Origin of the sequence: Streptomyces sp. WELS2, assembly GCF_013870595.1 — a bacterium.
Taxonomy (GTDB): domain Bacteria; phylum Actinomycetota; class Actinomycetes; order Streptomycetales; family Streptomycetaceae; genus Streptomyces.
The window spans coordinates 1-5,240 of the sequence record NZ_JACBWZ010000437.1; the positions used below are offsets into that span (position 1 = coordinate 1).

At 74.4% G+C, this 5,240-nt stretch carries 2 protein-coding genes; one reads left to right on the forward strand and one right to left on the reverse strand.

The window, feature by feature from the left end; translation table 11 throughout:
- Positions 1-314 precede the first annotated feature (314 nt).
- Positions 315-1,259 (forward strand): NADP-dependent oxidoreductase, encoded by a 945-nt coding sequence (locus H5J33_RS22600; RefSeq protein WP_181796737.1) that lies wholly within the window; start codon positions 315-317, stop codon positions 1,257-1,259.
- A 125-nt stretch (positions 1,260-1,384) separates the two neighbouring features.
- Here H5J33_RS22600 and H5J33_RS22605 read toward each other — a convergent pair whose 3' ends face one another.
- Positions 1,385-4,984, reverse strand: coding sequence for a helix-turn-helix domain-containing protein (locus H5J33_RS22605; protein ID WP_181796738.1), 3,600 nt, complete (start codon positions 4,982-4,984; stop codon positions 1,385-1,387).
- Between the last annotated feature and the right edge of the window lie 256 nt (positions 4,985-5,240).

Sequence of the window (5,240 nt, forward strand, 5' to 3'; positions counted from 1 at the left end):
CGCGGGACACCGGTGCCACGGTCGACTCCATGGCGCGCAGGGTGGGGTGGTCCGACGCCTTCGCGCCCGGCGTCGCCTTCGAACGCCGCCGTGGCATCACGCCCACGCACCATCGGACCGTCGCGCCGCGTACCCGGGAACCAGGTCCTCGGGTCTCGGGTGCGCCGGGTCGTCACATCGGCATGGGTACGACTCCGGTAACACCTCGGGCTCCCCCGGCGGCACCGGCAACGCGAGGACCGTATACAGGAGTTGGCGACCGATGGGGAACCGGTATGTGGAATACGTGGCCCGTGGAGCCGGTTGCGCGAGACATGAAGGCTATTGGTGTGCAGGAGTTCGGCGGCCCGGGCGTTCTGCGGGTGCTGGATCTGCCCGAGCCCCAGGCGGGTCCTGGTGAGGTGCGTATCCGCGTGCACGCGGCTGCGGTCAGTGCCACCGATGTCCTGCTGCGTACCGGTGGGCACGCGGTGCGCATGCCCGGCCGGCGGCCTCCGTTCGTACCGGGTATGGATGCCGCCGGGGTGATCGATCAGCTCGGGCCCGGGGTGGACGGCCGTCTCGCCGTAGGCCAGCGGGTGGTGGCGCTGGTGCTGTTCACCGGTCCGCGCGGTGGTGCCTACGCGGAGCAGGTGGTCGTGCCCGCCGCGTCGGTGGTGCCGGCTCCGGAAGGGGCCGGCTTCCCGGAGGCGTCGACCCTGTTGATGAACGCCATGACCGCGCGCCTCGCTCTGGACGTGCTGTCCGTGCCGCGTCAGGGGACGGTCGCCGTGAGCGGTGCCGCCGGCGCCGTGGGCGGGTACGCGGTGGAGCTGGCCAAAGCGGACGGGCTGACCGTGATCGCCGACGCGGCCGAGCGCGATGGGGAACTGGTCCGTGGGTTCGGGGCCGACCACGTCGTCGAGCGCGGGAGCGGGATCGCCGCACGGATCCGTGCGCTCGTGCCCGAGGGAGTGGCCGCGGCGGTGGACGGATCGGTGCAGACCACCGAGATCGTGCCCGCGATCGCGGATGGTGGTGCCCTCGCCGAACTGCGGGGCTGGTCGGGGCCGGCCGAGCGGGGCGTCCGGGTGTACCCGGTGATGGTGACCGATCGCATCACCGACACCACCGGCCTGGACGCCCTGTGCCGCCAGGCCGAGAAGGGCGTTCTGACATTGCGCGTCGAGGAGGTGCTGCCCGCTGCCGAAGCGGCCCGGGCCCACCGCTTGCTGGAAGCCGGCGGCCTGCGGGGGCGAGTGGTGCTCGACTTCTCCTGAGAACTCCGCTCCCGGCGGCCGTACGACCGGCTCGCCCAGCGGCTCCTGTCCGCCGGTGTCCGGGCGGCGGTACCGTACGGAGACCGGTCCCCGCATCTCTTCGCCGCGGCTTCGGCCGTCCCCGCTCACCCGGCGCGGCCCGTGCACGCCCGCGGCTGCGGCCGGTCGCGCAGGTAGCGGAGGCGTTCCTGCCGTGTGAAGTCACGGTGCAGGGCGCGGCAGACGCTGTCGATCGTCTCCGCCGGGCCGGGCAGGGCCGGCTTCCACACCTGCACGGTGCCGTCCACGCCACCCGCCACCAGTGCGCGCCGGCCGGGACTGAACGCGAGCGCGGTGACGGCCTTGCGCCGGTCCCGGAAAGCGGCGCGGACGGCGTGCGCGGTGATGTCCCAGACGCGGATGGTGCCGTCGGCATGGCCGGTGGCGAGCAGGCTGCCGTCCGCGCTCGGCGCCACCGACACGGCCTGGTCGGCCAGGACCGCCCTCGCTTTCCCCGAGACCGGATCCCACAGCCGCACCGCTCCGTCGGCGTCGGCGGAGACGAGGGTGCGTCCGTCCCGGCCGAAGGCAAGGGCCACGATGACGTCCGTGGCACCGGTGAGCACGGCCCGGCACCTGCCGGTGGCCGTGTCCCACAGCCGGACCGTCGCGCCGGTGCCACCCGTGGCCAGGAGCCGGCCGTCGGGGCTGATCGCCGCCGCCAGCACGGTGTCGGCCACGGGACGCCGGCGTACGACGGTGCGGAGCGTACGACGGGCCGGGTCCCACAAGCTGACCGTGCGGGCGTCTCCACTGGTCAGGGCCGTCACCATGCGGCCGTCCGGCCCGCGTCCCACAGCGACCACACTGCCGGGGCCCACGGGGACGGAGCCGGGCCGGCGGACGCCCTGGAGGGGGCGGGCGGCCGCGTCCCGCACGCGGACCGCTCCGCCGACATCGCCGATGACGAGTGTTCTGCCGTCCTCGCCGAAGGCCAGCGACGAGATGGTGGCGGACCCGGCCCGGGTGGTGCCGGGCCGGGCCGTGCCCGCCTGCCAGAGGCGGACGGTCCGGTCGCGGCTTCCGGTGGCGAGGGTGCCCCCGTCCGGGCTGAACGACAGGGAGGACACGCGGTCCCCGTGCCCGGTGAGCACGGCGCGGCTCTTTCCGGTGACCGCGTCCCACAGCCGCGCCGTGTCGTCGGCGCCGGCGGTGGCGAGCACCCGTCCGTCCGGGCTGAAGGAGATCGCGTCCACCGAGCCGGCGTGGCCGGTCAGGAGAGCCCGCTGCGCACCCGTCCCGGTGTCGGTGAGCCGTACCGGGCCGTCGAGCTCGCCGACGGCCAGCACACGGCCGTCCGGGCTGAACGCCATCGAGGTGACAGGAGCGTGGCCGATGGTCCACTCGCGGGTGCGACCACCCAAGAGGTCGTGCAGCCGAATGGTCCCGTCGGCGTTCGCCACGGCCAGGACGTGGCCGTCCGGGCGGTAGGCGACGGCCCGGACCACGCCGTCGGAGGCACGGAAGGCGGTGCGCACCTCGCCCGTCGCCGCGTCCCACACCCGTACCCTCCCGTCCGCACCCACGCCGGCCACCGTCCGGCCGTCGGCGGCGAACACCACCGGGCCCTCGGCCCGGCCCCGGACGGCGATCGTCCGTGCCCGCCCTTCCGCCACGTCCGTCGGATCCGTCGGGTCCGTCGGGTCCGTCAGCAGGAGGGTTCCGCCGGCGTTCGTCACGGCGAGGAGACGGCCGTCCGGGCGGTAGGCGACGGCCCGGACCGCACCGCCGGAGGCACGGAAGGCGGCGCGCACCTCGCCCGTCGCCGCGTCCCACACCCGTACCCTCCCGTCGGCACCCACGCCGGCCACCGTCCGGCCGTCGGGAGCGAACACCACCGCGTCGACGGGGGCGGTGTGGCCGGTGAGGCGGTGCCGCAGTGGAAGGGCCGCCGCGGCGTAGAGGCTCGCGGTGGCCTCTGCCGTGGGGTGGAGGCGGTACGCCTGGACGGCCAGGAGGGAGGCGAGATCCGGGTCGCTGCGCAGCAGGGCGTCCGACTGCGCGGCCAGTTCGCGGGACCGTGCGGTCCGCTGGGCGGTGACGGCCTCCTGCCGCCGGCGCTCGCTCGAGCGATACTGGTTCCAGGCGATCAGGCCCGCGGTGACGGCGACCGCGAGCAGGACGGAGAGCAGGACGGTCAGCCGGCGCAGCCGCAGCGTGGTGAGGGCGGCCATACGCTGTTCGCGGTCGCGAGCCGTCACGCTGCGGACGAGGAACTCCCTTTCGAGGGCCGTGAGTTCCCCTTTCGTCTCCGGGCCGCCGAACACTTCCTCGGCGGTGACCAGCCGGACCCCGCGGTACAGGGCGCCCGGATCACGGTCGAGGGCGTCCCACACCCGGGCCGCCTCGGTGAGCAGGCGGTGCACGCGCAGCCGTTCACGAGCCTCGTCGATCCAGTTCCGCAGCCTGGGCCAGGCGGTGAGGAGGGCTTCGTGCGCCAAGTGCACGGTGCTGCCGTCGACGGTGACCAGCCGGGCCCTGACCAACCGCTCCAGCACGTCTCCGGTGTCGGGGGAGCCGTCCGTCCGCAACTCCTCCCGGTCCGCCGGGCGCCGGGTGTCCTGTGTGCCCTGGCCCGGTGTCACCAGGCGCAGCAGGATCTTGCGGGCGTGGGCCGCCTGGTCCGCGGGGAGGCGGGCGTAGAGGTCTTCGGCGGTGCGGCACAGGGCGCCCTGGAGTCCGCCTGTCGCCTCGTAGGCGGCCAGGGTCAGGGTCCTGCCTCTGCGGCGACGCCAGGTTTCCAGCAGGGCGTGGGACATCAGGGGCAGCCCGCCGGGCTTCCCGGCGGCCTCCTCCACGATCCGCGCGGTCAGCCGGCGTTCCACGATGAGACCGGCCGCCATCGCCGGCCCGACGACGGCCCGGCGGAGTTCGGCCGGGGTCATGGGGCCGACGAGCAGGGTGGCCTCGCTCAGCGCGGCGGCCAGTGACGGGTGTCGGGCGCAGTGGCCGAGGAAATCGGTCCGCATCACGATCACGACCCGCAGCCGGTGCTCCGGCCGCAGCGCGGTCAGCAGCAGGTCCAGGTAGGCCTGGCGCTCGGCGGGGTCGGCGCACAGGGTGAAGAGTTCTTCGAACTGGTCGACCAGGACGACCGTGTCCCCCGGTTCACGGCTCGCTCGCCCCACCGTGGCGTGGGCGGACATCGGATGCGGTCCGGGTGTGAGGATGCGGATGGCCGTCGGCCGCCGCTCCGGTGACTCCTCGCCCTGGAGGCGCGGGATCAGCCCGGCGCGCAGCAGCGAGGACTTGCCGCTGCCCGAGGGGCCCACCACCGCCACCAGGCGGTGGGTGAGGACCCGCTCGGCGAGCCGGGCCGTGAGCTGCTCGCGGCCGAAGAACAGGTGCCGGTCGTCCGTCTCGTAGCGGGCGAGGCCCCGGTACGGTGACGGGTCGTCCCGCTCCTGCGCCGGCTCGGCGGTGGCTTGCCGTTCCGCCTCGCGCCAGCGTCGTTCCCACTCGGCGGGGTCGGCACCGCACGCCTGCGCGTAGGCCAGTGTCACGGCCAGGGACGGCAGTTGCTCTCCCGCCGCGGCACGGGACAGCGTGGCCGGCGAGTACGGGGTGCGCGCGGCCATGGCCCGGTAGGTGAGTCCGCCCGCTTCCCGGCGTAGCTTGCGCAACTCGAAGGCGAAGGACTGGACCGGGCCCGACGCCGGGTCCAGCGCACTCTCGGGACGGCCCATCCTGTCGCCTCCCCCTCCACGGCTCACGGCAGAGACAGCTACGCACGGATGTGAGACCGTCCGCAAAGCTGTTCATCCGCGCGTTTCGGCCAATTCTCGTGCGTGTGGCCGATGTTGCGTCTCGGATGCCGTGACGGTACGGAGCGGCGCACCAACGGTGCCGCCGGAAACCCGCCGCATCCGAGCACGGAACCCGGGTTGTTGCACACCCGATCGGGGGGCTGCGCGTCAAACGACGCCTCCGGAACGTTCAGCC

What these genes read in the sequence shown, in the direction of transcription:
- H5J33_RS22600 (WP_181796737.1), top strand. Translation starts at nt 315, where the DNA reads ATGAAGGCTATTGGTGTGCAGGAGTTCGGCGGCCCGGGCGTTCTGCGG.
- H5J33_RS22605 (WP_181796738.1), bottom strand. Translation starts at nt 4,984, where the DNA reads ATGGGCCGTCCCGAGAGTGCGCTGGACCCGGCGTCGGGCCCGGTCCAG.